The sequence below is a fragment of the Polaromonas sp. genome (assembly GCF_041689105.1).
GTDB lineage: Bacteria > Pseudomonadota > Gammaproteobacteria > Burkholderiales > Burkholderiaceae_C > Polaromonas.
Genome location: NZ_JBDNGU010000089.1, coordinates 46,302 through 70,871, shown reverse-complemented (window position 1 = coordinate 70,871; position 24,570 = coordinate 46,302). Strand labels below are relative to the sequence as shown.

17 protein-coding genes are annotated in these 24,570 nt (G+C 61.8%); 13 read left to right on the top strand and 4 right to left on the bottom strand.

Features of this window, described 5'->3' with window-relative positions; genetic code table 11:
* The first annotated feature begins 27 nt into the window (after nt 1–27).
* Together ACESMT_RS08935 and ACESMT_RS08930 are read left to right on the top strand one after the other, a co-directional pair.
* A complete protein-coding gene (locus ACESMT_RS08935) occupies nt 28–2,301 on the top strand; it encodes a methyl-accepting chemotaxis protein (protein WP_372826217.1) in 2,274 nt (757 codons plus the stop codon).
* A 57-nt stretch (nt 2,302–2,358) separates the two neighbouring features.
* On the top strand, nt 2,359–8,457 hold the full coding sequence (locus tag ACESMT_RS08930) for an Hpt domain-containing protein (protein WP_372826216.1): 6,099 nt from the start codon (nt 2,359–2,361) through the stop codon (nt 8,455–8,457).
* A 67-nt stretch (nt 8,458–8,524) separates the two neighbouring features.
* Here the strand turns inward: ACESMT_RS08930 and ACESMT_RS08925 are convergent, their stop codons facing one another.
* Complete coding sequence (locus tag ACESMT_RS08925) at nt 8,525–9,976, bottom strand: deoxyribodipyrimidine photo-lyase (protein WP_372826237.1); 1,452 nt, start codon at nt 9,974–9,976, stop codon at nt 8,525–8,527.
* Nucleotides 9,977–10,117: 141 nt separating this feature from the next.
* Here ACESMT_RS08925 and ACESMT_RS08920 point away from each other — a divergent pair, with 141 nt between their 5' ends.
* The 6 genes from ACESMT_RS08920 to ACESMT_RS08895 are packed head-to-tail and all read left to right on the top strand — an operon-like array spanning nt 10,118 to nt 14,671.
* Nucleotides 10,118–10,705, top strand: a complete 588-nt coding sequence (locus ACESMT_RS08920) for a YqgE/AlgH family protein (RefSeq protein ID WP_372826215.1) — start codon at nt 10,118–10,120, stop codon at nt 10,703–10,705.
* Entirely contained in the window at nt 10,702–11,118 is a 417-nt protein-coding gene (ruvX, locus tag ACESMT_RS08915; protein ID WP_372826214.1) for a Holliday junction resolvase RuvX, read from the top strand. The genes ACESMT_RS08920 and ruvX overlap by 4 nt, the downstream gene beginning before the upstream one ends.
* Entirely contained in the window at nt 11,115–11,627 is a 513-nt protein-coding gene (pyrR, locus tag ACESMT_RS08910; protein ID WP_372826213.1) for a bifunctional pyr operon transcriptional regulator/uracil phosphoribosyltransferase PyrR, read from the top strand. The genes ruvX and pyrR overlap by 4 nt, the downstream gene beginning before the upstream one ends.
* A 43-nt stretch (nt 11,628–11,670) precedes the next feature.
* Nucleotides 11,671–12,633, top strand: coding sequence for an aspartate carbamoyltransferase catalytic subunit (locus ACESMT_RS08905; protein ID WP_372826236.1), 963 nt, complete (start codon nt 11,671–11,673; stop codon nt 12,631–12,633).
* Nucleotides 12,630–13,922: a dihydroorotase gene (locus ACESMT_RS08900; RefSeq protein WP_372826212.1), complete on the top strand. Its 1,293-nt coding sequence runs from the start codon at nt 12,630–12,632 to the stop codon at nt 13,920–13,922. Before ACESMT_RS08905 ends, ACESMT_RS08900 begins: the two co-directional genes overlap by 4 nt.
* 5 nt (nt 13,923–13,927) lie before the next feature.
* A complete protein-coding gene (locus ACESMT_RS08895; RefSeq protein ID WP_372826211.1) occupies nt 13,928–14,671 on the top strand; it encodes a lysophospholipid acyltransferase family protein in 744 nt (247 codons plus the stop codon).
* 75 nt (nt 14,672–14,746) lie between these two features.
* Here the strand turns inward: ACESMT_RS08895 and ACESMT_RS08890 are convergent, their stop codons facing one another.
* Nucleotides 14,747–15,814, bottom strand: a complete 1,068-nt coding sequence (locus tag ACESMT_RS08890) for an ABC transporter ATP-binding protein (protein ID WP_372826210.1) — start codon at nt 15,812–15,814, stop codon at nt 14,747–14,749.
* A gap of 116 nt (nt 15,815–15,930) precedes the next feature.
* Here ACESMT_RS08890 and ACESMT_RS08885 point away from each other — a divergent pair, with 116 nt between their 5' ends.
* The 4 genes from ACESMT_RS08885 (at nt 15,931) to ACESMT_RS08870 (ending at nt 19,143) form a co-directional block, all read left to right on the top strand.
* Nucleotides 15,931–17,541 (top strand): ABC transporter permease, encoded by a 1,611-nt coding sequence (locus ACESMT_RS08885; RefSeq protein WP_372826209.1) that lies wholly within the window; start codon nt 15,931–15,933, stop codon nt 17,539–17,541.
* A 173-nt stretch (nt 17,542–17,714) separates the two neighbouring features.
* Nucleotides 17,715–17,936, top strand: a complete 222-nt coding sequence (locus ACESMT_RS08880; protein WP_372826208.1) for a CsbD family protein — start codon at nt 17,715–17,717, stop codon at nt 17,934–17,936.
* Nucleotides 17,937–18,050: 114 nt separating this feature from the next.
* The gene (locus tag ACESMT_RS08875) at nt 18,051–18,623 is read left to right on the top strand and encodes a hypothetical protein (RefSeq protein ID WP_372826207.1); all 573 of its coding nucleotides are present in this window, start codon (nt 18,051–18,053) and stop codon (nt 18,621–18,623) included.
* Nucleotides 18,624–18,915: 292 nt separating this feature from the next.
* Nucleotides 18,916–19,143, top strand: a complete 228-nt coding sequence (locus ACESMT_RS08870; RefSeq protein WP_304931606.1) for a sulfurtransferase TusA family protein — start codon at nt 18,916–18,918, stop codon at nt 19,141–19,143.
* Nucleotides 19,144–19,190: 47 nt separating this feature from the next.
* Here ACESMT_RS08870 and galU read toward each other — a convergent pair whose 3' ends face one another.
* Nucleotides 19,191–20,069, bottom strand: coding sequence for a UTP--glucose-1-phosphate uridylyltransferase GalU (gene galU / locus ACESMT_RS08865; RefSeq protein WP_372826206.1), 879 nt, complete (start codon nt 20,067–20,069; stop codon nt 19,191–19,193).
* 99 nt (nt 20,070–20,168) lie between these two features.
* Between galU and ACESMT_RS08860 the strand changes: the two genes are divergently transcribed.
* A complete protein-coding gene (locus tag ACESMT_RS08860) occupies nt 20,169–21,209 on the top strand; it encodes an NAD(P)-dependent oxidoreductase (protein ID WP_372826205.1) in 1,041 nt (346 codons plus the stop codon).
* A gap of 131 nt (nt 21,210–21,340) precedes the next feature.
* Here the strand turns inward: ACESMT_RS08860 and ACESMT_RS08855 are convergent, their stop codons facing one another.
* Nucleotides 21,341–24,496, bottom strand: a complete 3,156-nt coding sequence (locus tag ACESMT_RS08855; protein ID WP_372826204.1) for a valine--tRNA ligase — start codon at nt 24,494–24,496, stop codon at nt 21,341–21,343.
* Between the last annotated feature and the right edge of the window lie 74 nt (nt 24,497–24,570).

The following is a 24,570-nucleotide window of genomic DNA, read 5'->3' as shown; positions in this document are numbered from 1 at the left end:
TCTCACGTTTTTCCCGGAAGGCTCACCATGTCTGTCATTGAAAATATCCAGAAGCTATTCAAAACAAAGCCCGCTGCGCCCCAGGACAGCATGGATGATGTTTCACTCGACATGTCGGTCGATCCTCTGGCGACGGACGCGATGAATTCACCAGGCAGCATGGCGGCGCCCATCCCCGCCGAAAGCGGTACCGGGCCGGAGAGCCAGAACGCTGATGACACGCCTGAAAACGTCGTACTCCTGTCGCTGCCGATACTCGGGCGCCGCCGCATGGGGGCGCATCAGCAGGTGCTGCTGGTCTTGTTGGGTTTTGCAGTCGTGGTGTTGGGTTCCGTGACCGTTGTTGCGTTGAATCAGGCGGACCAGGTGGCGCAACAGGTGGCGGCTACCGGGCAATCGCTGATGCAGTCGCAGCGGCTGGCCAAGTCGGTTTCGCAGGCGCTGGTAGGTAGTGCCCAGGCATTCCCCGACGTGCGGGAGAGCTCCGATGTGTTGGCCAAAACCGTGCGCGGCCTCAAGTCCGGCGAGACGTCGCTGCGTTTGGCACGTGTGGCTCCCGAGTTGCAGCCGGAGGTTGCCGCAGTGACGCCGTTGATGGAGCGCGCCGAGAAAAACGCATCCACGGTGATGAGGCAGCAGGCGATTCTGACGCAGGTGGGCAGCGCTTTGCGTACCATCAACCGACAGTCGTCGGACCTGCTGGAAATCGCTGAAACCGTGGCTTCGCTCAAACTTCAGCAAAATGCCCCCCCGGCAGAAATCTCTGCAGCCGGCCAGCTCGTGATGTTGACGCAGCGCATTGGTAAATCGGCCAATGAGTTCCTGACCATGGAGGGCGTGAGCCCGGAGGCGGTGTTTTTGCTTGGCAAGGATTTGAACTCCTTCAAGGAAATTGCCCAAGGACTGCAGGAAGGCAGCCCCGAGCTGCGTCTGGCGGGCTCCAAGGACCCCCAGACACGCGAGCGGCTTGAAGCGCTGATGGCGCTGTATGAACAGACACGCGTTCAGGCCGGCGCCATTTTGGGCAACTTGCAGGGTCTGGTGTCTGCACGCGAAGCCCAGGCCTCGATTATTTCCGACAGTGAGCCCTTGCGCCGCGGTCTGGAGGATATTCAGGGCAAGCTCTCGTCACAGACTGGTTTGGGTGTAGGCGCCTTGACCACACTCGCAGTCGCTGCGGCCTTTGCGCTGCTTTGTGCGGCAGGCCTGGCCCGTTTGCAGGTGCTGGACAGCCGCCAGCGCCAGGGTGTAGCTGAAAGCCAGCGGCAGGAAGCCAAGGGCCAGGAGCAGGACGCCAAGCGCGTCAACGATGCCAACCAGGCCGCCATTTTGCGGCTGATGAACGAGTTGCAGACAGTTGCCGAGGGCGACCTGACCCAGGAGGCGACGGTGACCGAGGACATCACCGGCGCCATTGCCGACTCGGTGAACTACACGGTGGAGGAGTTGCGTCAGCTGGTGGGCAACGTGCAGAACACGGCGACCCGCGTGGCGCAAACCACCGCCCAGGTGGAAAGCACTTCCACCGAGCTGCTGGCCGCGTCGACCGAGCAGTTGCGTGAAATTCGCGAAACCGGCCAGTCGGTGCTCGACATGGCAACCCGAATCAACCAGGTGTCCAGTCAGGCGCAGGAATCGTCCCAGGTGGCGCGCCAATCGCTGACCGCTGCCGAATCAGGTTTGCAGGCCGTGCAGAACGCGATCGGCGGTATGAACTCCATCCGCGACCAGATCCAGGAAACGTCCAAACGGATCAAACGGCTGGGTGAGTCCTCCCAGGAGATTGGCGAAATTACCGAACTGATCTCGGACATTACCGAGCAGACCAACGTGCTGGCGCTGAACGCTGCCATTCAGGCTGCCTCTGCCGGTGAGGCGGGACGCGGCTTCTCCGTGGTGGCGGAGGAGGTGCAGCGGCTGGCTGAACGTTCCGCCGATGCGACGCGCCAGATTTCCGCGCTGGTGAAGGCGATTCAGACCGACACGCAGGATGCCGTGGCCGCCATGGAGCGCTCCACGCAGGGTGTGGTCGAAGGTGCCAAGCTGTCAGACAGCGCAGGTACCGCGCTGACCGAGATTGACCAGGTGTCGCGCCGGCTGGCTGACCTGATTGAACAGATTTCCAACGCCGCATCCCGCGAAGCCGAATCGGCCAACGTGGTGGCCGGCAACATCCAGCACATTTTTGCTGTGACGGAGCAAACCGGCGAAGGTACACGTTCGACGGCCCAGCAGGTGCGTGACTTGTCGCGCATGGCGGAAGAACTGCGGCAGTCCGTTTCGCGATTCAAGATTGCCTGAGGCAGTCCTTCGCTGCCTTTGTCCGTGAACTCCGATTTATGAACCGGCCCGCCATTTATGCAACCGAACGACCCGAATTCAACAGCCGCTGAACTCGACCTGGCTGTCAGTGATCTGGGCCCGCTGGCTTGGGTACTGGACGAACTGCGTAAATCGCTGGATGGCGCTGCCAAGGCCTTGAAGCGTTTTGTGCGCGACGCTGAGCTGGCCAGGGGGTCTGACCTGGCGGCGCTCGATGCGAGCCAGCTGCGCATCGCCCGCCAGCAATTGCACCAGGCGGTGGGCGCGCTGGAGATGGTGGGCCTGGGTGCACCGGCGTTGGTGCTGCGGGCCATGGAGGCGGCGGTCCAGAAATTTATCCAGCGTCCGGAGCAATGCAGTCAGGATGCTGCGGCCAAGGTCGAGCTGGCCAGTTTTGCACTGACGGAATATCTTGAGGGGGTGCTGGCAGACAAGCCAGTCTCCGCCGTTTCACTTTTCCCCCAGTACCGCGATGTTCAGGGGCTGGTCGGCGCTGACCGCATTCATCCGGCGGACCTGTGGGTGTTTGAATGGCGCTGGATTGAACCGGTCACGGACCTCCCCGTGGAAGCCCGGGCTTACGATGACGCATCAAGGCAGCTGCTCGACCAGCTGGTACTGAAAATCATGCGAACGGGCGATGCGCAAGCGGCGCAAAGCTTCAAAGACGTGTGCCTGGGCTTCGCCAAGGCGCAGCCCGGTGGCGAGCCGCGCGTGTTCTGGAAAATCGCGGCGGCTTATTTCGAAGCCATTTCGCATGGGCTGATCAAGGTCGATCTCTACGCCAAGCGTGCTGCTTCGCGCATCCTGTTGCAATATGCCGCGTTCGCCAAGGGCGGCAGCAACGCCTCGGACCGGCTTGCCCAGGACTTGCTGTTCTTCTGTTCTCAAGCGGTAGCCCATCGCGCCAGTGACGCACCCGTCCTGTCCGCAGTTCGTGCGAGTTACGGGTTGGCGCGTTTCAAGCCGGTTGACTATGAAGCCGTACAGTTTGGCCGCTTTGACCCGGCTTTGCTGGCGCAAGCGCGCAAGCGAATCGTGTATGCCAAGGAAACCTGGTCCTCGCTGACTGCCGGTGATTTGAGCAAGTTCAAGACCCTGGCCGACCAGTTCAGTCTGGTCACGGATTCCCTGGTCAAGCTCTACCCTCCGAGCGAACCGCTGGCACAGGCCTTGTCGCGAGTCATCGACACCACGGTTCGCTCCGCGCAGGCACCCCCTATCGAGCTGGCGCTCGAAGTCGCGACAGCTGTCCTGTATCTGGAAGCTGCCTTTGACGATCTCGATCCCAGCGATCCGCAACTCACAATCCGGACGGCGCGCCTGGCAGAGCGGCTGGACGATGTCCGCAATGGCGGCGGAGCCCAGCCACTGGAAGCCTGGATGGAAGAGCTTTACCGGCATGTAAGCGATAAGCAGACCATGGGCAGCGTGGTGGGCGAGCTGCGTATTTCCCTCAGCGAGCTTGAAAAATCACTGGACCTGTTTTTCCGCGATCCACAGGACAAGGCTGTCCTGGTGGCGGTGCCGGGCCAGTTGTCGCAGATGCGTGGAGTGCTGTCAGTCCTGGGGCTGGACCAGGCTTCTCACGCGGTGCTGCGCATGCGCGACAGTGTCGAGCAGATGTTGGTCACGGAAGTTGACGAGCAACTGGCCCGTTCTGCCGGAACTTTTGACCAACTGGGCAACAACCTGGGGGCCTTGAGCTTTCTGATCGACATGCTCAACTACCAGCCTGCGCTGGCAAAGAAGCTGTTTGTTTATGACGAGGTCAAGGGCGAACTCAAGCCGCTGATGGGACGCAGCCTGGCGGCGCCGGACGCTGCTGCGGCAGTCAGGGTCCAGAGTGAACTTTCCCAGGAGGTTCTTTCGGTTGTGCAGGACGCCCAGGCGGGTGTTTCGGCCGAAAGCCTCAGTGTCAAGCTTGATGTCCTTGCCACGCGTGCGGCTCTGGCCGACCAGCCCGGGCTGGCGCAGACTGCCCGCAATGCTGCGGTGGCTGTGGCGGGGAACACCCAGACGAATACCGGTTCGCTCACCGATCTGGTTGCGGCCACGAGGCCAGACGCAGCGCCTCAAGCACCGGCCACCGCGCCCGAAGAGTTCGAAGAAGACGACTTGCGCGATATTTTCCTTGAGGAGGCGCGCGAGGTGGCTGGGCAGGCGCAAGCTGCCATCGCCGCGCTGGCGAATGAGCCTGGGGATATTGGCGAGCTGACGATACTTCGCCGCGCCTTTCACACACTCAAGGGCAGTTCGCGCATGGTGGGACTGAATGAGTTTGGCGAAGCCGCCTGGTCCATGGAGCAACTGCTCAATGGCTGGCTTGCCGAGCAAAAGCCGTCAAATGACATCTTTCGCGCGCTGTGCGTTCAGGCGATGGACGGGTTTGTTGCCTGGATTGGCGATATTTCTGCCAACTGCGATGCCTCGTGGAAGGCTGCGCCGTTTCGCAGCAGTGCCGACGCCATGCGAACAGAAGGGCGTTTCAGCGCGATTGGGTTGCCGCAGGCGGCGCAGCCGCTGCTCGAAGCTGCTCAGGTCGCGCCGCAGATGCCCGCCCCGCAGTCGGACACCGATTTCGACTTTGACTTTGCGCTGGATGCACCGCCCGCGGCCAAACCACTGGCCGTGGCGCCCGAGCAGCCGCCCGCCGAGATCCAGGGCATTGATTTTGAAAGTTTGTCGTCCTTGTCCGAGCTTGATGCCATTGCGCCAGCTGCGGTGCAGACTTCTCCTGACAGTGTGTTTGAGCTGGATATGGAGGAGCCGGCACCAGCGGCCCAGGCAGACTCCGTGGAACTGTCTGCCACCGATTTTGATGCGCATTTTTTCTCGTCAGCGGTGCTGGACACCGAGCCGGTCAGGGCTCCAGAAACCCAGCAGGAGCCAGTAAAAACATCGGACGATACAACGTTTGATTTTTCCTTCCCTGCTTCCGACAACGAGGTAGAAGACGCTAGCCCATCGGCGTCTGGTACTGAATTGCTTGCTGAGCCCGATGACGTGATGGAGCCCGCATCGCTGGAGACGGCGGGGGACGACCAGGTCAAGGTGATTGGTTCGTTGCGTATCGGTATTCCGCTTTACAACGTGTACCTGAACGAAGCCGACGAGTGGTCTCGCAGGCTGGTGACCGAGGTGACGGAGTGGACCATGGAGCGGGGCCAGCCCATCGGGGACTCGACCCTGGCGCTCACGCATTCACTGGCAGGCAGTTCTTCGACTGTTGGGTTTGACGCCCTCTCCGAGATGGCCCGGGCGCTGGAGCACGCCTTGCAGCAATCGCAGATCCAGCCTGGAGATGTCGGCAGCAGACACGGCCCGTTGTTCGTCAGTGCTGCCGAAGACATCCGGCGCCTGCTGCACCAGTTTGCAGCCGGTTTTCTTAAACAGCCGGATGCGAAAATTCTGCAGGCTTTGCGTAACATAGACTTTTCCGAGACCACCAGCGAAGAGCTTCCAGGCGCTGAAAGCACTGCAAAAGTGGGGGATGTCCCCATGGCTGCCCAGGAGCTGCCTGCTGCGCCCGCGAGCAAATTTGTCATCAGGGCGGTAATCAGCGCGCCGGTTTCGTTGAGCACACCTACCGTCACGGTCGCTGCGCCAGAGGCCCCCGTTCCATCGGCTCCCGTCGCTGTTCCTGCGCCTGCACCTGCTTTGGCGTCTGCCTCCTCGCCCGATCCCGTCGCGTTGCCTGCCAACCCGTCGTCGGCTACGGCCTCGGCCTTTAACGAAGACATCGACGACGAATTCGACGCGGTGGATGCGATTGATCCTGATCTGTTCGCGATTTTTGAGGAAGAAGGGGCTGAGCTGATGCCGCAGCTGGGTGCTGGCCTGCGGCAATGGGCGGCCCGTCCGGACAATATGGGCGCCCGTAATGAGGTGCTGCGTGCCCTGCATACCCTCAAAGGCAGTGCCAGGCTGGCGGGCGCGATGCGACTCGGTGAAATGGCGCACCGCATTGAGTCTGACATTGAACACATGGGCTCTGCTGCCGCCGCCTCGCAAAATTTTGATGCGCTGCTGGTGACCTTTGATGCCATGCAGATGAACTTCGAGACCTTGCGCCATCCGGGCGAATCCGGTGCGCTCGAAGCTCTTGAACCGCTGTCGGCGCCAGCGGAGAGGGCCGACCCGGCAAGCGCGGAGCCCGCCAATGCGCTCGCAGCTGCCGCGCCGGTGGGCGGCCGGAAGGTTGTGATGTCCATGGCACAGGCCACGGCTCTGCAACCTCTGCGTCCGGCCGCTTCCGGCTCGATCCGGGTGCGCTCGCAACTGCTGGACCGCATGGTCAACCAAGCCGGTGAAGTCATGATCACGCGCTCCAGGCTGGAGGCCGAGCTGAACCAGCTGCGCGGCTCTCTCAACGATTTGAGCGGCAACTTGAACCGCTTGCGCTCACAGTTGCGCGACGTAGAACTGCACTCCGAAACCCAGATGCAGTCGCGCTTGCAGCAGGCCAAGGAAGCTCAACTCGGGTTTGACCCCCTGGAGTTCGACCGTTTTACCCGCGTTCAGGAGCTCACCCGCATGATGGCGGAGTCTGTCAATGACGTTGCAACCGTTCAGCGCACCTTGCAGCGAACCGTTGAAGCCACCGAGGACGATCTGATTGCCCAGGCGCGCCAGACCCGCGAATTGCAGCGGGACCTGCTGCGTACCCGCATGGTGGAGTTTGAAGGCATTTCGGAACGTTTGTACCGCGTGGTGCGGCAGGCTTCGAAGGAAACCGGTAAACAGGTGCGCCTTGACTTGCAGGGCGGCACGATCGAGATGGACCGCGGCATGCTTGATCGCATGACGCCGGCGTTTGAGCATTTGCTGCGCAATTGTGTGGCCCATGGCATAGAAACCCCTGAGGCCCGGCTTGGCGCTGGCAAAGAGTCCAGCGGTCTGATCACTGTGAGCGTGCAGCAGTCCGGCAACGACGTGTCCGTCGGGTTTCGTGATGACGGTGCCGGTCTGAATCTGCAGCGGATCCGCGAGAAGGCCCTGTCATCGGGCCTGCTCGCGCAAGGACAACAGATCGGCGACGACGAAGCTGCCAACCTGATTTTCATGCCCGGCTTCTCTACCGCCTCCCACGTCACAGAACTCGCGGGTCGCGGCATCGGAATGGACATTGTTCGTTCCGAGGTCAATGCCCTCGGCGGCCGCATTGAAACCAGCACGGTGGCGGGTAAAGGTACCAACTTCAAACTGGTTTTGCCCCTGACCACTGCGGTGACGCAGGTGGTGATGCTGCGCGCGGGCGGATCCTCCGTGGGTGTGCCCGCCAACGTGGTGGAAACCGTGCGCCGGATTTCCGCCAAGGATTTGCAGCAGGCCTACAACACCGGGGTACTCGACGTCGCGGGTGAGTCCGTCCCCTTCTTCTGGTCCGGCGCCTTGCTGCAGGCTTCACGCCGCAGCAACGAGCCGCAGGGGAAAACCGCGCCGGTGATCATTTTCCGAAGCGCCGCCCAACGGCTGGCCCTTCACGTCGACGAAGTGCTCGGCAACCAGGAGGTCGTGGTCAAGAATCTGGGGCCGCAGCTGTCCCGTTTGCCAGGCTTGGCGGGCATGTCGGTGCTGGCCTCTGGTGCTGTGGTGCTGATCTACAACCCGGTGGCGCTGGCAACGGTGTATGGCCAGCAGGCGCGTGGCTGGAGTTCCGACAGTGCCGAGCCGCACATGCTGGAGCAGGCAGCGGCGGATGGTTCGAGCGGGGCGGGCTTGGCCGTGGCCTCGCAGATGCCGACGGCGCCCCAGATACCGCTGATTCTGGTGGTGGACGACTCGATCACGGTGCGGCGCGTCACGCAGCGGCTGCTGCAACGCGAAGGTTATCGCGTGTCCATGGCCGCTGACGGGCTGCAGGCGCTGGAGCGTCTACAGGAGGAGCGGCCCACGGTCGTGCTGTCAGACATCGAAATGCCGCGTATGGACGGTTTTGACCTTGCGCGCAACATTCGCGGTGACGTTCGTTTGAGCAGTTTGCCCATCATCATGATCACCTCGCGCATCGCTGAAAAGCATCGCGAACATGCCAAGGAACTTGGCGTCGACCATTACCTCGGCAAGCCTTATGCTGACGACGAGCTGCTCAGCCTGATTCGTCACTACTGCAGCGCAGAAGTTGCAGTTTGACGCGATAAAGGGCTTCAGCCCTTTATGCACAAGCGCAGGCAGCTATAAAAAATGTAGCGCATTTCGGTCATCCGGGCTTCTTGACCGGGGCATAACGCTGTAGTGTCCGGGCGCGCGCTTCCTCGTGTTTCACCAGGGGAAACGGATAGTTCCGTCCCAGCTCGACACCGGCGGCCGCCAGTTCGGCGGGGCTCGCCAGCCACGGACTGTGGATGGTCGTGCCAGGCAGGCGGGCCAGCTGCGGCAGGTACTTGCGGATGAACTTTCCGTCAGCATCAAACCTCTCGCTCTGGCTGACAGGGTTGAAAATCCGGAAATAGGGCTGCGCGTCACAGCCGCTGCTCGACGCCCACTGCCAGCCTCCATTGTTGGCCGACAAATCAAAGTCGTTCAGCTGCCGGGCAAAATACGCTTCGCCCCAGCGCCAGTCGATGCCCAGGTCCTTCACCAGAAAGCTGGCGGTGACCATGCGCAGCCGGTTGTGCATATAGCCGGTCTGGTTGATTTGCGCCATGGCGGCATCGACCAGCGGGTAGCCGGTGCGCCCGTCACACCAGGCCTGGAAAAGCGCTTGGGCGCCCGGTCCCTGTTCCCACTGGATGCTGTCGTAGTCAGGCTTGAAGGCGGCCGCGACCACGTGCGGGAAGTTGCTCAGGATCTGCGCATAAAAATCGCGCCAGATCAGTTCGCTGAGCCAGACAGCAGCCCCTTCGCTGCCGCGTTGCTGCAGCTTCAGGGCCGTGGTCGCGAGCGCCCGGATGGACACAGTGCCGAAGCGCAGATGCACGCCCAGATAACTCGGGCCCTTGATGGCAGGGAAATCACGCGTGGCATGGTACTGATCCATGCGCGGCACAAAATCGTCAAGCAAATGTTGGCCGCCGGTGCTGCCGGTTGGGATTTTCAGGTCGGCCAGATTGCTCGCAACAAACCCGAAGCCCGAAAGTTCGGGAGTTGCCGCGCGGTAGGCCTCAGGGCGCCCGGCCAGTGCAGCAGCGTGGCGCTGCACCGCGTAGGACTGCAGGTAAAAGTCATCGACCTTTTTGAGCCAGGCATTCTTGTAGGGGGTAAACACGCTGTAGGGTTTGCCGGTTTGGGTCAGCACTTCCTGGCGCTCAAAAATCACATGGTCCTTGAAGGTGTGAAAAGACCTGCCTGCTGTTGCCAGGGTTTCAGCCACCAGGATGTCTCTTGCCAGCGATCGGGGTTCGTCATCGTGGTTGGCGAAAACCGCATTGACCGACAGGGCATGGGCCAGCTCCGGCACCGTTATGCCTGCACTGCCATGCAGCACGATCAGCCCGCCATCAGCCCGCCGGTTGGCATCGGTCAGGCGCTTCAGCTGGCCGTCCAGATCCACCAGTGACTCCCGGATAAATTCGACCCGGCGATCAGCGCGTGGCAATACGCCGAGGATGTCGCGGTCCAGCACAAACACGCAAAATACCTGGCGGCAAGACTTCAGCGCGTGGTACAGCGCCGCGTTGTCGTCGCTGCGCAGGTCCCGCCTGAACCACATCAGGCCTTTGTCATATCGCTTGCTCAGGGTCACGGGGCTACCTTTTTGTGGCGAAGTTTGCCGTTGGGCTGGCTGCACGCGGGCAAGGCATGGCGGTGCTTTTTTCTGCCGGCCCCGCCTCGCTGCGCGTAAAATCACGCCATGGCCATGGATTCTGCACCGATCAATCTTACCCACCACTTCCTGATCGCCATGCCCGGTCTGGACGACGAGGCTTTCAAAAAAAGCGTGGTGTACATGTGTGAACACAGCAATCGGGGTGCGCTTGGGCTGGTCATCAACAAACCCAGTGATATCAATCTTAAAAACCTGTTCGACAAGGTCGCGCTGCCCTTGCGCCGCGAAGACCTGACCGAATCGCCGGTGTTTCAGGGCGGTCCGGTGCAGACCGAGCGCGGCTTCGTTTTGCATGAATGCATGCTGCCAGGCAGCGAATCGGTGTATGCCTCGACCATGACCATCCCTGGCGGGCTGGAGATGACCACGTCCAAGGATGTACTGGAAGCCCTGTCCACCGGGGCCGGGCCGCGCAAGGTGTTTATCTCGCTCGGGTATTCGGCCTGGGGCGAGGGACAGCTGGAGTCTGAAATTTCGGAAAACAGCTGGCTGACCGTCGAAGCTGACCTGTCGCTGATTTTCGATACCCCGGTCGAGCAGCGTTACGACAAGGCGCTGCTGCTGCTGGGCTTGCAGAGCTGGATGTTGTCGCCCGAGGCCGGCCACGCATGAGTGCATTGGCCCCGCCTGCCCTGGCCGCCAGTTATCAAACATTTCTCGCTTTCGATTTTGGCCTCAAGCGCACCGGGGTTGCCACCGGCAACCGGCTGACGCGCACCGCCACCCCTCAAGGCAGCATTACCGCCGAAGGCGACGCGCGTTTTGCAGCCATTGCCCTGAAGATCAGCGAGTGGCAGCCCGACGCCCTGGTGGTCGGCATTCCCTTCCACCCTGACGGTGCGAGCCATGAAAACACCGCGCGCGCGCTGAAGTTCGCCCGCCAGCTGCGCGGTCGTTTTGGCCTGCAGGTATTCGAGGTCGATGAGCGCTACAGCACCACCGAAGCCCTGTCCCGGGGGGCGGCAGATGCCGATGCCGCGTCTGCCTGCATAATCCTTGAGCAGTTTTTAAGGAGTCTTTCATGACCAGCCTCACCCTGGACGCCGAGGCCTTGTACCGCGAAGTCCTTCACGCCATGCAGCAGATACTGGCGGCCTACGAGCAGGCACCCCGCCTGGTGGGTGTGGCGTCTGGCGGCGTCTGGCTGGCCGAACGCCTGCGTACGGACCTGGCCTTGGCGGACGACGTCGGCAGCCTGTCCTCGGCGATGCACCGCGATGATTTTGCCCAGCGCGGCCTGTCTGCGAGTGGCCAGACGCTGCTGCCTTTTGATGTCAACGGTGCGAACCTGATCGTGCTCGATGACGTTCTCTACACAGGCCGCACCATACGCGCGGTACTCAATGAGTTGTTCGACTACGGGCGTCCGGCCAGCGTCAAGCTGGTGGTGCTGGTGGACCGGGGCGGACGCGAGTTGCCGATCGAGGCCAACTTTGCCGCTGCAAGGGTTGCCCTGCCCGCGTCGCAGTCGCTGGCCCTGGCGCGCAGCGATGAAGGCCATTTCAGTTTTCAAGTCCAAGGAGCAACGACATGAATTCCCACACTGGCGGCCTGGTGCCCCTGCGCAAGGCGTGACCGTGCTGTACCGGCGAAATCCCCAGCTCAACAAGAACGGCGAACTGATTCATTTGCTGTCAATTGAAGGCCTGCCGAAAGCCACGCTGACGCAAATCCTTGATACGGCCGCCAGCTTCGTCAGCGTCAGCGATCGCGAAGTGAAAAAAGTCCCGCTGCTGCGCGGCAAAAGCGTCTTCAACCTCTTTTTCGAAAATTCCACCCGTACCCGCACCACCTTCGAAATCGCGGCCACGCGGCTGTCGGCCGATGTGATCAACCTCGACATTGCACGGTCTTCCGCCTCCAAGGGCGAATCCCTGCTCGACACAATCTCCAACCTGAGTGCGATGGCCGCCGACCTGTTTGTGGTGCGCCACAGCGAGTCGGGTGCGCCTTACCTGATTGCACAACATGTGGCTCCGCACGTGCATGTGATCAACGCCGGCGACGGCCGGCATGCCCACCCCACGCAGGGCTTGCTGGACATGTACACCATCCGCCACTACAAGAAGGACTTCAGCAATCTGACCGTGGCCATCGTCGGTGATGTGCTGCACTCCCGTGTGGCCCGCTCCGACATCCACGCGCTGACGACGCTGGGCTGCCCTGAAGTGCGTGTTGTAGGCCCCAAGACCCTGGTGCCTGCCGACATGGCCCAGATGGGCGTGCGTGTTTGCCACACACTGGAAGAAGGTATCCAGGATGCCGACGTCATCATCATGCTCAGGCTGCAAAACGAACGCATGTCGGGTGCGTTGCTGCCCAGCAGCCAGGAGTTTTTCAAGAGTTTCGGACTGACCAACGACAAGCTCCGTTTGGCCAGACCGGACGCCATCGTGATGCACCCCGGTCCGATCAACCGCGGCGTCGAAATTGACTCGGCCGTGGTCGACGGCGCGCAAAGCGTGATCCTGCCGCAGGTCACTTTCGGCATCGCGGTGCGTATGGCGGTGATGAGCATTGTTGCCGGGAACGAGACATGAAGATACTGATCAAAAACGGCCGCGTGATTGATCCGGCCTCCGGGCTGGACGAGGTTGGCGACGTGGCGATTGCCGCCGGGCGCATCGTCTCGCTCCACGAAAAGGTCGCCGATTTTTCGCCCAACAAGACCATTGACGCGACCGGCTGCATTGTGGCGCCTGGTCTGATCGATCTGGCGGCCCGCCTGCGCGAGCCGGGCTATGAGCATGAAGGCATGCTTGAAAGCGAGCTTGCCGCCGCCGTCGCGGGCGGCGTCACCAGCCTGGTCTGCCCGCCCGACACCGACCCCGTGCTCGACGAGCCCGGATTGGTCGAAATGCTCAAGTTCCGCGCCGAAAAGCTGCACCAGTCGCGCGTGTTCCCGTTGGGTGCCCTGACGCGTGCGCTCAAGGGCGAGGCCCTGACCGAAATGGTAGAACTGACGGAGGCGGGCTGCGTTGGTTTCAGTCAGGCCGACGTGCCGCTGGCCAACACCCAGGTCTTGCTGCGCGCGCTGCAATATGCCGCCAGCTTCGGTTACACCGTCTGGCTGCGGGCGCAGGACAGCTGGCTGGGCGGCGGCGTGGCCGCCAGCGGGCCTCTCGCAACCCGACTGGGCCTGAGTGGTGTGCCGGTGGCGGCCGAAACCATTGCGCTGCACACTTTGTTTGAATTGATGCGCGCCACCGGCGCACGTGTGCACATTTGCCGCATCAGCAGCGCCGCTGGCGTGGGCTTGCTGGCCTGTGCCAAGGCCGAAGGTCTGCCCGTGACGGCCGACGTGAGCATTAACAGCCTGCACCTGACCGACACCGACATTGGTTATTTCGACAGCCGGATGCGGCTGAATCCGCCGCTGCGCCAGCAGCGTGACCGCGATGCCTTGCGACAGGCCCTGCTGGACGGCACCATCGATGCGCTGGTGTCCGACCACACGCCGGTGGAGGCCGATGCCAAGACCCTGCCTTTTGCCGAAGCCGAGCCGGGCGCAACCGGTCTGGAGCTGCTGCTGGGTCTGGCGTGCAAGTGGGGCCAGGACAGCGGCGCGGGTTTGCCCCGTGCGCTGGCGGTGCTGACCAGTGAGCCGGCACGTGTGCTTGGCAGCGTGCTGGGCACCTTGCACACCAGTGCGGGCCAACTGGTCAAGGGCGGTGTGGCCGACATCTGTGTGTTCGACCCCCAATCGGAATGGACGGTCCAGCCCGGCGCGCTGCGCAGTCAGGGAAAACATACGCCGTTTTCCGGCTACCAGTTGCCGGTGCAGGTACGCTGGACACTGGTCGGCGGGCAGCTGGCTTACGAGGCCTGATCGGCATGCGTCAAGCCAGGGCCGTCTGGCGGCTGCTTTGGGCCCTGGCGCACATTGTCGGCGGCCTGTGGACCATCCTGACCCGTTTTCCCCAGCTGACACAGCACGACAGGGAAGCGCGGGTTCATGCCTGGGCCCAGGCCATGCTGCGCGGCGTGGGCATCACGTTGGCCGTCCGGGGTATGCCGGTGGCCGCTGGCCCGGCGTTGCTGGTGGCCAATCACCTGTCCTGGCTGGATATCGTGGTTTTACATGCCTCGCGGTATTGCCGTTTTGTTTCCAAATCGGATATCGAACACTGGCCGCTGGTGGGCACTTTGGCCGGTGGCGCCGGCACCCTGTACATCGCGCGCGAATCCCGGCGCGACGCTCATCGCCTGGTTCACCAGATGGTCGAGCGCCTGCAACTCGGCGAAGTGCTGGCGGTTTTCCCTGAAGGCACCACCGGCGACGGAATCTCCATGAAACCGTTTCATGCCAATTTGTTGCAGGCTGCCATCTCGGCTGACGCCCCTGTGCAGCCCATCGCCCTTCGCTTTGTTGACGCGGACACCGGGCAGACCAGTTTCGCGCCGCGCTACATCGATGATGACTCGATTTTTGTGTCGATCTGGGAAACCTTGTGCGTCAGGCAGCTTCGCGCCGAAGTGATTTTCGGCGAACCTGAGCGCTGCAATGGCCGCGACCGCAGAAGCTGGGCCGCCGACCTGCAAAGGGAAGTTGCCCGCCTGCTCAGCGAGCCCGCCTAACCGTTTCGGCGCCGGGCAAGGCGCACACGCCCCCTCTGGCGGCAGCGCAGTACACGCAGTGACAAGCGTGGGGGCCTAACTTTCTGGCTGGAACGTCACCACGTGATCAACTTCGGCGCGAATGCCGATCCACTCGCCCAGCGCATGGTCGTGGTGCGACGGCACATGCGCCATCACCGTCTCACCGCTGCGGAGCTTCAGGGTGTACAAAAACTCCGAGCCGCGAAACGCCTTGCGCACAATTTGCGCCTTTACCGGCGCCGCATCATCGTGCACGATGTCGTCGGCGCGCAGCAGCACGTCGCACACGCCATCGGCATAGGCGCCAGGCAAGGGGCATTCCAGCACGTCGCTCAGCTCACCCAGAACGGTACTCACCACCACGTTGTCGCCGCGCTGGATGATCTGTGCGCGGGTGAACACGCCGTGGCCAATGAAGTCGGCCACAAAACGCGTCGCTGGCCGGTGGTAAAGCTCATAGGCCTCGTCCCACTGGTGCAACTGGCCGTCGCTCATCACGCCGATGCGGTCACCGATGGCAAAGGCTTCGAGCTGGTCGTGGGTGACCATCAATGCCGTGGCGCCCGCCAGTTTCAGGATGCCGCGCACCTCATGCGCCAGCCGTTCGCGGAGATCCACATCCAGGTTGGAAAAAGGCTCGTCCAGCAACAGCAGGCGCGGCCTCGGCGCCAGCGCGCGCGCCAGCGCCACGCGCTGCTGCTGGCCACCCGACAGCTCATGCGGGTAGCGCCGTTGTGCGCTGCCCAGGCCGACCATCTCCAGCACCTCGGTGATGCGTTGCTGACGCTCGGCCGGGCGCAGGTGCGCCAGCCCGAAAGCCACGTTGTGGGCTACGTCCAGGTGCGGAAACAGGGCGTAGTCCTGGAACACCATGCCGATGCGACGCTTTTCAGCCGGCATGTGCAGCATGCCGCTGCTGACCGTTTCCTGCGCCAGCGAGATACTGCCCGTCTGCGCCCGTTCCAGGCCTGCGACAGCCCGCAGCAAGGTGGTTTTGCCGCAGCCCGATGGCCCGATCATCACGCCGATCTCGCCGACCGCCAGGCCCAGCGAGACCCCATTGACCGCGGGCCGGGGCTGGCCCGCGTAGTGCACCACCAGGTGGGAAAGGTCTAAAAACATGGATTGAATTGTAGATGCTTACAATTCTCATTCACACTTGCAGAACCCAAAGCCCCGGAGCGGCCACAGGCATGGGCCGGCGGACGCAACAACACTCTCTATCTTTTCTGGACCGCATGCCCCGTCGCCTTATTCTTTCTGCGCTGCTGCTGCTGCTGATGGCCGTTCTCACCCTGCCGGTGCTGGCGGTGATCCTGTCGTGGCTGGAACTCGATGGCGATTCCCTGCCCATCCTGCAGCAAATGCTGCAAACCGTTTTACCCGACTACGCATGGACCTCACTGCTGCTGTGCCTGGCGGTGGCGCTGGGCGTGGCCGTGATCGGCATGGCGACCGCAAGTGCGGTCACCCTTTTTGATTTTCCGGGGAGACGCTTTTTCTCCTGGGCGCTGCTGCTGCCGCTGGCGATGCCGGCTTACGTGGTGGCCTACGCCTACACCGACTTCTTGCAATACGCCGGGCCGCTGCAAAGTGCACTGCGCGAAAGCTTCGGCCTGCAGGGGCGGCTGCTGCCCGAGATACGCAGCCTGGGCGGGGCTGTGCTGGTCTTTACCGTCTCTCTGTACCCCTATGTCTATTTGCTGGCCCGAACCGCCTTGTCCGAGCGGGCCGCGCATTTGATGGAGGCGGCGCGGCTGCTGGGCGCGCCGCTGCATCGCCGCATCCGCGAGGTTGCGCTGCCACTGGCCCGACCTGCCGTGGCCGCCGGCGTGGCGCTGGCGCTGATGGAGACGCTGGCCGACTTTGGTGTGTCCAGCTACTTCGGCATCCAGACCTTTACCGCCGGTATCTACAAGGCCTGGTTGGCCATGGACAACCGCCTTGCAGCTGCCCAGCTGGCCACGGTGTTGTTGCTGGTTGTGGCTGTGCTGTTGCGCATCGAACACCACGCGCAACGCCGCATGCGTTTTGCTACCAGCCGGGGAGACCGCGCCGGGACCGCCGAAACCGTGCCCACAGTACTGCGCGGCATGAAAGCCGGCATGGCCTGGCTGGTCTGTGTATTGCCCATCACCCTGGGGTTTGTGTTGCCTGTCCTGTTCATGCTGCGCCCCTTGATGGGCAGCTGGGGCGATTTGCCCTGGACGCAGTTTGTGGGCTGGTCTCTCAACAGCCTGGGCCTGGCCGGGCTCAGCGCAGCGTTGGCCACGGCGCTCGCCCTGGGTTTGGCTTTTGCGCTGCGGCGCGAGCCCGACTGGTTGACGCGTGCCGCTGTGCAACTGGCCAGTCTCGGTTATGCCGTCCCGGGCGCGGTGATTGTGGTGGGCTTGTTGCTACCGGTGGGATGGTTGCAGGCGACGGCCCCGCAAACCGCGGCGGGCTATTGGGTCACCGGGACGGTGCTTGGCATCGTGTGGGCCTACCTGGTGCGCTTCACGGCTGTGGCGCTGCAGTCGGTGCAAAGCGGCTACTCACGCATCCCCTCAAGTTTTGACGACAGTGCCCGCATGCTGGGCAGCACAGGCGCCGCCTTGCTGCTCAAGGTGCACTGGCCCCTGCTCAGGCGCTCCGTGGGCGCAGCCGCCCTGCTGGTGTTTGTGGACGTGATGAAGGAGTTGCCCGCCACGCTGGTGCTGCGCCCCTTCAACAGCGACACGCTGGCGGTGGTGACCTACCAGCTGGCGCGCGATGAGCGCCTCGGCGAGGCAGCCTTGCCAGCCCTGGCCCTGGTGTTGGTGGGCTTGTTGCCGGTGCTGCTGCTCGGCCGCACCTTGCGCGCGAAATAGCCGGCCGCCGCATTTTCCAGGCGCAGGCAGCACATGCCTGGCTGTAGGTAGCCGCCTACGCCCATCTCTAGCGCCAGCCTACCGGAGTGCCGAATGGCGATCCCTAAGGTAAGAGTCCTCTGTCGCGAAGCCCAAGCGCGCGCGATTTCGTCAATACACCTCAGGAGGTCCACATGAACGACGATCGAATTGAAGGGAACTGGATGCAGTTCAAGGGCAAGGTCAAGGAACAGTGGGGGCACCTCACCGACGATGACCTCGACATCATCGCGGGCAAGCGCGACCAGTTGCTCGGACGTATCCAGGCGCGCCACGGCCTGGCCAAAGACGAGGCCGAGAAACAGCTTGCGTCTTTCCAGGAGCACAACCCCACCGGATTTTTTGAGCGCTACTAACTTGAGCCTGCGTTGTCAGCAACGCACTGATCGATGCATGGACCGATAGGAGTGATCAAAACGTCATCAATCTTCGCACGAAAAATCCGCCATAAATTCATCCAGAGGAATCCAATGAAAACCCGACTCGCCATGTTTACCCTCGCTGTCTCCTGTGCTTTTGCCGGCAACGCCATGGCGTTGACCAAGGAAGACTACAAAGCGCAAAAAAACCGCGTCCAAGCCGAGTACAAGGCCGGCAAGGAAAAATGCGACATCCTGAGCGCCAATGCCAAGGACATCTGTCAGGCAGAGGCCGAGGGCGCTGAAAAAGTCGCCAAGGCCGAACTGGAAGCCCAGTACAAGCCCAGCCCCAGGCATGACAAACAGGTGCGTGACGCCAAGGCAGACGCGGCGTATGACCTGGCCAAGGAAAAGTGTGACGATTTCGCCGGCAATGCAAAGGATGTTTGCATGAAGGACGCCAAGGCTGCTCGCATAAGCGCCAAGGCCGATGCCAAGGTCAGCAAGGCTGGCGCCGAGGCCAACAACGACAAGGCTAAAAGTGTCGCCCAAGCCCGCAAGGACGCCAACGCCGACAAAAACGAAGCGATGTACAAGGCTGCCAAGGAGCGCTGCGACAGCATGTCTGGTGCAGCCAAAGACGGCTGCCAGAACGATGCCAAAGTCAAATTCGGCATGAAATAAGCCGCCGCGCGTCAGGGCGCCGCCAGTCCGATCCCGGGTTTGCCCAGCAAGCCCGGGATTTTGTCTTTCACACTAAATATCCCTCAGCCCATACCCTGTGAGTTTAAGCAGCTATATATTTGATAGCGGACTCGCCCTCTGCGGTCGGCTGACCGGTCGGGGCAGATGCTCTGCTGGCGTGGCGTTTGCCGTCGGCCGGTGGGTGCCTGAGGCCGCTCGGCGACGGCCAGGCCTTGAGAAACGGACGTCGGCTTGTCGATTTGCTTAAAATAGCGGCAATCAAGGACACACGATGCACATTGACAAAGAACTCGACACACGCGGCCTGAATTGCCCCCTGCCCATCCTGAAAGCAAAAAAGGCGCTTGCTGAAATGAGCAGCGGCCAGTTGCTTCGCGTGGTGTCCACCGATTCTGGCTCCACGCGGGACTTCATGGCGTTTGCCAAGCAAACAGGCAATGAGCTGGTGGATCAGCAAACCGAAGGCGGCGACTTCATCCACGTGCTCAAGCGCCGCTGACCGTCCCCGGATTCCGGCGGGAAGGCTGGAGACTGCCCGGTGCGCGGTCAGGCTACCTGAAGATTCTTCAGGTAGTTGCGAAAATGCTCGCCAACTTCAGGGTGCGCCAGGGCGAGTTCCACCGTGGCCTCCAGAAAACCTTCTTTGCTGCCGCAGTCATAACGCTTGCCGCTGTACTGGAAGGCATACACGCTTTCCTCGTTCATCAGGCCGGCAATGCCGTCGGTCAGCTGAATTTCACCGCCCACCCCAGTGGACTGGTTGCGGATATGCCTGAAAACGGCGGGTGTCAGGACGTAGCGGCCCGCCACCCCCATGCGGGAGGGTGCTACTTCCGGGGCCGGTTTTTCCACCATCGTCCCGACCTTGATGAGCTTGTCGTTGACGGTTTCGCCCGCCACGATGCCATAGCGGCGGGTTTGTTCGGCTGGCACTTCCTGCACAGCCAGCACTGATTGATGCAACTGCGCGAACTGCTCGGCCATCTGGGCCAGCACGGGCGGGGAGCCGACCATCAGGTCGTCAGCCAGCAGCACGGCAAAAGGCTCATTGCCGACCAGATGCTCGGCGCAGAGAACCGCGTGGCCCAGACCGAGAGAGCGTGGTTGACGAACATACGAAAAGTCCATGTCACCGGGGTTCATGGAGCGGACCAGTTCAAGCAGTTTGTGCTTGCCTGCAGCTTCCAGCTCGGTTTCCAGCTCATAAGCGGTGTCGAAGTGGTCTTCGATGGCCCGTTTATTGCGTCCGGTGACGAAAATCATGTGGCGGATGCCTGCCGCGTAGGCCTCTTCGACCGCGTACTGGATCAAGGGCTTGTCCACGACGGGCAGCATTTCCTTGGGTTGCGCCTTGGTGGCGGGCAGAAACCGCGTTCCCAAGCCTGCGACCGGGAATACGGCCTTTTTGAGTGTGACTTTTTGCATCGACTTTTAAAGGTTAAAGGGCTAGAGTGTGGCGTGATTCATACACGGCTAGTGTCGGACGGCAGCCCGAATCTGTGTGGGAAGCGCACAAACTGCGCGATGAAAAAAAAGGATAACCGGGTGGACATCTTACTTCTTGATGCATTGGTGCCTGAGGCCATGACCTGGCTGGAGTCGCGGCACAGCGTGGAATACCGTCCCGAGCTGGCGGATGATCTTGTGCTCCTGCGCAAGACGGCCTACAAGACGCGCGGCATTGTTTTCCCGCGCCAAACGGTGGTGACCCGCGACTTTCTCGACTTTCTGCCCAAACTCAAGGCCGTCGGCCGCCTGCATGTGGGCACTGACAACACCGACCTGGAAGCCTGCAAGGAGCGCGGTATCAAGGTGGTTCATGCGAGCAGTGCCAACGTGCGTTCCAACGCCGAATACCTGCTGAGCAGCCTGCTGCTGCTGTACCGGCGCGGCGTGGTTTCGGCGCTGATGGGCAAGCGCCATCCCTCCACTCAGATGGGCCGCGAGCTGCACGGCAGCACCGTGGGTATCCTGGGGCTGGCACCCACCGCGCACACGCTGGCCGGCATGTTGACCAGCCTGGGCGTGCGCCTGATCGGGTATGACCCGGCCGTACACCATACCGCCCCGATCTGGGAGCGTTTGCGCATCCAGCCTGTCACTCTGACCGAACTGGTCAGCCAGTCCGATGCGGTGTCGGTGCAGATGCTGTATGCCAACAGGTTTCGCGGTTTCGTCAATGAAAAGCTGCTGGTCGCCTGCAAGCGCGGGCAATTGTGGGTGGGCATCAGTCGCAGCGCGCTTTTTGACGAAACTGCCTTGGCTGCGGCCCTGTGTGATGGACGCCTTGAGGCCTGCATTCTCGATGGTGCCGAAGACAATTTCGCCGGTGAAAACTCGCCCGTCAACGGCTTGAAAAACCTGTTCATCACGCCGCGTCTGGGTTCGCACACCCGGGAGGCACGCCTGCGTTCGAGCTGGTATGTGGCGCATCGCATGCATGAGGCCATTGCAGCCGGACAGCCGCGCAGCGCTGACTATGTGCCGAGCGCGCCTATGGAGATGGAATTGCCCGGTGCGGTGTCGCCATCGCAGTGGGGCGAGCCCGAATTCGGCATGCGCTAGAAATGGCCCCCACGGTCATTCACTTCGTGTAAATCCCTGCCCCCCGAGGGGGCCGCTGCGCCTGCGGCCCGGCAAAGCCGGTTCCGCGGCCCCTGCTTGAAGGGGAGTCGCCTCCAAACGAGGTCTGGAAGTTAGTTCAACCGCGCTAGCTGGGTGCGAATTTTCTCCAGCGTCGCCGTGAACTCCACCAGCCGCTTGCGCTCCTGATCCAGCACCGCAGGCGGCACCTTGGCCACAAAAGCCTCGTTGGCCAGCTTGGCCTGAACCTTGACCAGCTCGCCTTCCAGCCGCGTGGCTTCCTTGCCCAGGCGGGCTTTTTCGGCCACGAGGTCCACCTCCATGTGCAGGCAGACCTTGGCCTCCCCCACCACGGCGACAGGTGCGGTCTCGGCCGCCTTGGCCCACTCGGCCTCGCTTTCAAACACCTTGACTTCGCTGAGCTTGGCCAGCGCCTTGATGGCAGGCGCGGACTGGGTCATGAAGGCCTGGTCGCCGACCACAAACAGCGGCAGCCGTGTGGCAGGTGAGACCTTCATCTCGCCCCGCAGGTTGCGGCAGGCGTCCACCAGTGTCTTGAGTTTGGCGACGTGCGCCTCGGCCAACGCATCGATCTTGGCCGGCTGGCTTTGCGGGTAGGCGGCCTGGCCGATGTAGTCGCCTTTTTTCAGGCCTGCCACCGGCGCGACTTTCTGCCACAGCTCCTCGGTGATGAAAGGAATCACCGGGTGCGCCAGGCGCAGGATCGCTTCGAGCGTGCGGATCAGCGTGCGGCGCGTGGCGCGCTGCTCGGCTGGTGTACCGTTCTGGATCTGCACCTTGGCAATTTCCAGGTACCAGTCGCAAAACTCGTCCCAGACAAACTGGTAGATGCTGCCAGCCACGTTGTCGAGTCGGTAGTCGGCAAAACCTTTGGCGACATCGGCCTCGACACGTTGCAGGGTGGAGGCAACCCAGCGGTCCGCCTGCGAGAAGCTCAGGTAGTTGTGGAATTCGGCACCGGGCGCGCATTGCTCTTTGGTGTGTTCCGCCAAGCCGCAGTCCTGGCCTTCGCAGTTCATCAGTGTGAAACGTGTGGCGTTCCAGAGTTTGTTGCAGAAATTTCGGTACCCCTCGCAGCGCTTGCTGTCGAAATTGATGCTGCGGCCCAGGCTGGCCAGCGAAGCAAAGGTAAAACGCAGTGCGTCCGCGCCATAGGCCGGGATGCCGGCGGGGAATTCCTTCTCGGTGTTCTTGCGCACCTGTGGGGCGGTCTCGGGCTTGCGCAGGCCCTGCGAGCGTTTGTCGAGCAGCGGCGCCAGTTCTATGCCGTCGATCAGGTCCACCGGGTCCAGCACATTGCCCTCGGACTTGCTCATCTTCTTGCCCTGGGCATCCTTCACCAGACCGTGGATGTAGACGTGGTGAAAGGGCACCTGGCCGGTGAAATGGGTGGTCATCATGATCATCCGGGCGACCCAGAAGAAAATGATGTCGTAGCCGGTGACCAGCACGCTGGACGGCAAAAAGAGATCGAGTTCTTTGGTTTTTTCGGGCCAACCGAGGGAGGAGAAGGGCACGAGGGCCGACGAATACCAGGTGTCGAGAACGTCTTCATCCCTAGACAGCCCGTCGCCGCGAATGCGTTCAAGACGAGCAACATTACTAAGAGCGGCGTCCTTATGGCGCGGGTCAATGTTGTTGACCGCTGATTGAGCGGACAGAATTGCTTTGTCTATTGCAACGTAAAACTTAACCAACGCCTCTTGCTCTGTTCGGGCTACATAGGGTTCCGGATCAAACTTGGAATACCACGCCGGGATCTGATGGCCCCACCAAAGTTGGCGTGAGATGCACCAATCCTGGATACTCCCCATCCATTGGTTGTAAGTGTTCACCCATTGCTCGGGCACAAATTTAACTTCACCACTCGCCACCGCATCGCGTGCTTTTTGAGCGATGGATTTTCCTGTGCCGTCCTTCGGGCTCACCTTGTTGACTGCGACAAACCACTGATCGGTAAGCATAGGCTCAATGATTTGACCAGTGCGCGCGCAACGCGGGACCATCAATTTATGCTTTTTTGTTTCAACGAGAAAACCAGCTTGGTCTAACTCAAACACGATTTTTTTACGTGCATCAAAGCGATCCAACCCTTGTAGATGTTCAGGAATAATTCGAGAAATGGCGTCTTGCTTGCCGAGGTCGTTCAAACCCACTAAAAAGTTATACAGGACAGAGTGATAAGGCCGCTCTTCATCACTTTGGGCGCCATAGTTCCAGACCAAGTCCCAGTGGCTTTTTACCGACTCGAATGACAAGAGTTTTGCGTCCAAGCCCAGCACACCAATGGCGACCAAACTGTTGCGCTGACCAACGGCATAGTCGTTTGCATCATGTGCAGGTGTGACCTTCACAACACCCGTGCCAAATTCCCTGTCCACGTAGTCGTCGGCAATGACCGGAATGCGACGGTTGCACAACGGCAACACAACTTCTTTGCCGATCAGGTGCTGGTAACGCTCGTCCTCGGGATGCACCATGAGCGCCACGTCGCCCAGCATGGTCTCGGGCCGGGTCGTCGCGACGGTCAGCGAACCCGAGCCGTCGGTCAACGGGTAAGAGATGTGCCAGAGAAAACCGTCTTCCTCTTCGCTCTCGACTTCCAGGTCGCTGACGGCGGATTTCAGGATTGGGTCCCAGTTGACGAGGCGCTTGCCGCGGTAGATCAGGCCCTGCTCGTAGAGCTGCACAAAGGTCGAGGTCACGACTTTGGACATCTTCGGGTCCATCGTGAAGTACTCGTGTTTCCAGGCCACCGAGTCGCCCATGCGGCGCATCTGGCGCGTGATGGTTGTGCCGGACTCCTCTTTCCATTCCCAGACTTTTTCGGCGAACTTCTCGCGGCCCAGGTCGTGGCGGCTCTTGCCTTCGCCCTGCAGCTTGCGCTCGACCACGATTTGTGTGGCGATACCAGCATGGTCGGTGCCGGGCACCCACAGCGTGTTGTCGCCCTTCATGCGGTGATAACGCGTTAGCGAGTCCATGATGGTCTGGTTGAAGGCGTGGCCCATGTGCAGCGTGCCGGTCACATTGGGCGGCGGCAGCTGGATCGAGAACGACGGTTTGCTAGAGTCCAGCGTGGGTTCGTACATGCCGCTGGCTTCCCAGAGCGGACCCCACTGGCTTTCAATCGCGGCCGGCTCGAAAGACTTGGCCAGGCTGTCCAGCCCCGGCGTGGGCACGCTTACCCGCTCAGGCGGGCTGCCGGCGGTGGGTGGGGTGGGCAGGGGCTTGGCAGGGTCGGTCATGGGCAGCAATGAAAAACGGCATCTGGTGAGATGCCGTCGGGGTGGATCAGGTTGTGCCGATTTTATTCGACTGG

Excerpts from the sequence above, each read along its gene's own strand:
- ACESMT_RS08935 (WP_372826217.1), top strand. The coding sequence starts at position 28 with ATGTCTGTCATTGAAAATATCCAGAAGCTATTCAAAACAAAGCCCGCT.
- ACESMT_RS08930 (WP_372826216.1), top strand. The coding sequence starts at position 2,359 with ATGCAACCGAACGACCCGAATTCAACAGCCGCTGAACTCGACCTGGCT.
- ACESMT_RS08925 (WP_372826237.1), bottom strand. The coding sequence starts at position 9,976 with ATGTGGTTCAGGCGGGACCTGCGCAGCGACGACAACGCGGCGCTGTAC.
- ACESMT_RS08920 (WP_372826215.1), top strand. The coding sequence starts at position 10,118 with ATGGCCATGGATTCTGCACCGATCAATCTTACCCACCACTTCCTGATC.
- ruvX (WP_372826214.1), top strand. The coding sequence starts at position 10,702 with ATGAGTGCATTGGCCCCGCCTGCCCTGGCCGCCAGTTATCAAACATTT.
- pyrR (WP_372826213.1), top strand. The coding sequence starts at position 11,115 with ATGACCAGCCTCACCCTGGACGCCGAGGCCTTGTACCGCGAAGTCCTT.
- ACESMT_RS08900 (WP_372826212.1), top strand. The coding sequence starts at position 12,630 with ATGAAGATACTGATCAAAAACGGCCGCGTGATTGATCCGGCCTCCGGG.
- ACESMT_RS08895 (WP_372826211.1), top strand. The coding sequence starts at position 13,928 with ATGCGTCAAGCCAGGGCCGTCTGGCGGCTGCTTTGGGCCCTGGCGCAC.
- ACESMT_RS08890 (WP_372826210.1), bottom strand. The coding sequence starts at position 15,814 with ATGTTTTTAGACCTTTCCCACCTGGTGGTGCACTACGCGGGCCAGCCC.
- ACESMT_RS08885 (WP_372826209.1), top strand. The coding sequence starts at position 15,931 with ATGCCCCGTCGCCTTATTCTTTCTGCGCTGCTGCTGCTGCTGATGGCC.
- ACESMT_RS08880 (WP_372826208.1), top strand. The coding sequence starts at position 17,715 with ATGAACGACGATCGAATTGAAGGGAACTGGATGCAGTTCAAGGGCAAG.
- ACESMT_RS08875 (WP_372826207.1), top strand. The coding sequence starts at position 18,051 with ATGAAAACCCGACTCGCCATGTTTACCCTCGCTGTCTCCTGTGCTTTT.
- ACESMT_RS08870 (WP_304931606.1), top strand. The coding sequence starts at position 18,916 with ATGCACATTGACAAAGAACTCGACACACGCGGCCTGAATTGCCCCCTG.
- galU (WP_372826206.1), bottom strand. The coding sequence starts at position 20,069 with ATGCAAAAAGTCACACTCAAAAAGGCCGTATTCCCGGTCGCAGGCTTG.
- ACESMT_RS08860 (WP_372826205.1), top strand. The coding sequence starts at position 20,169 with ATGAAAAAAAAGGATAACCGGGTGGACATCTTACTTCTTGATGCATTG.
- ACESMT_RS08855 (WP_372826204.1), bottom strand. The coding sequence starts at position 24,496 with ATGACCGACCCTGCCAAGCCCCTGCCCACCCCACCCACCGCCGGCAGC.